The sequence below is a fragment of the Xenorhabdus sp. Sc-CR9 genome, assembly GCF_963897815.1.
Taxonomy (GTDB): Bacteria; Pseudomonadota; Gammaproteobacteria; order Enterobacterales; family Enterobacteriaceae; genus Xenorhabdus.
On sequence record NZ_CAWQTY010000070.1, the window covers coordinates 1 to 1,174 of the forward strand.

At 49.7% G+C, this 1,174-nt stretch carries 1 protein-coding gene; it reads right to left on the bottom strand.

The annotated features are described in order from the left end of the window. Positions 1–27 precede the first annotated feature (27 nt). The gene (locus tag AACQ81_RS03640) at positions 28–996 is read right to left on the bottom strand and encodes an IS110 family transposase (RefSeq protein ID WP_237388478.1); all 969 of its coding nucleotides are present in this window, start codon (positions 994–996) and stop codon (positions 28–30) included. Positions 997–1,174: the final 178 nt, after the last annotated feature.

A 1,174-nucleotide genomic window follows, 5' to 3' on the forward strand; every position in this document is an offset into this window, starting at 1 on the left:
CAGAAGCAACTGTCTTGAACACGATTTTTATGGCGTTATCTGATGATACGAATCATTCCATTCTTCATCTTTTCTAATCATCGCATTTAAGATGGTCAGCAGTTTGCGCATACAAGCCACAAGAGCCACTTTTTTGGCCTTACCCGCCGCCAACAGGCGGTTGTAAAATGTCTTGATCACCGGGTTAAAACGGGTTGCCACGAGTGTGGCCATGTACAGCGCTGTCCGAACCCCAGCGCGTCCGCCAAAGATGGTTCGTCGACCGCGTATAGTTCCCGAGTCACGGTTAACGGGAGCAACGCCAACAAGTGCACTGATTTCCCGACGCGAGAGCTTGCCGAGTTCAGGGACCTCTGCCAGCAAGGTTGCTGCTGTCATTGTACCGACGCCTTTGATGGCGCTGAGCCGGTCAGCCAGTTTCTTAAAATGAGTCTGGATATGTTTATTCATATCCTCATCGATCCGCGCCAGCTCAGCTTCCAGTGCTTTAATGATAATGTTGATGCTTTTTCTGCTCTGAGGATGCGCAGGATGTAGGCGATTACGCTCAGCAACCAGCATCGTAATCAACTGCCGTCTGCGCACCACCATGGCAGAAAGAACCTGACGTTCCGCATCTGGCAGCGCCCGAATAAACCGTTCTCGTTCGGGATGACGGTTTATCACTTCCGCCATCTGAGCCAGGACTTTGGCGTCAATGTGGTCAGTCTTTGCCAGATATCCCATGGCCCGGGCAAAATCTCGCGCTTGCCTGGGATTAATAACAACGACATCAAACCCTTCAGCCTGAAGCGAGCAGGCAACAGCAGACTCCAGTCCACCGGTTGCTTCCATCAGAACCAGGGACACGGAATGCTGCTTCATTACGGACACAATGACATCAAAACCATCAGGATCATTACTGGCGGTGAATGCCTCTACGTCTGTACTAACGGCGATATCCAATGAGGCTTTGGAAACATCAATGCCCACACAAAGTGGATTTGGCTGACTCATATTACCCTGCCTTGCAAATACGTTATGGATGACGGACAACTGTTCGGGTTTCAGATGAGTGGCTCAGTGTATGCGTCAATAGCTTCTGAACGGGCTTAAAACCCTAGGCTGGATCAGACTGCATACACCGCGCCAAATCTAATCGTATTTATTTTAACCTATATTTAAGATACAAGGC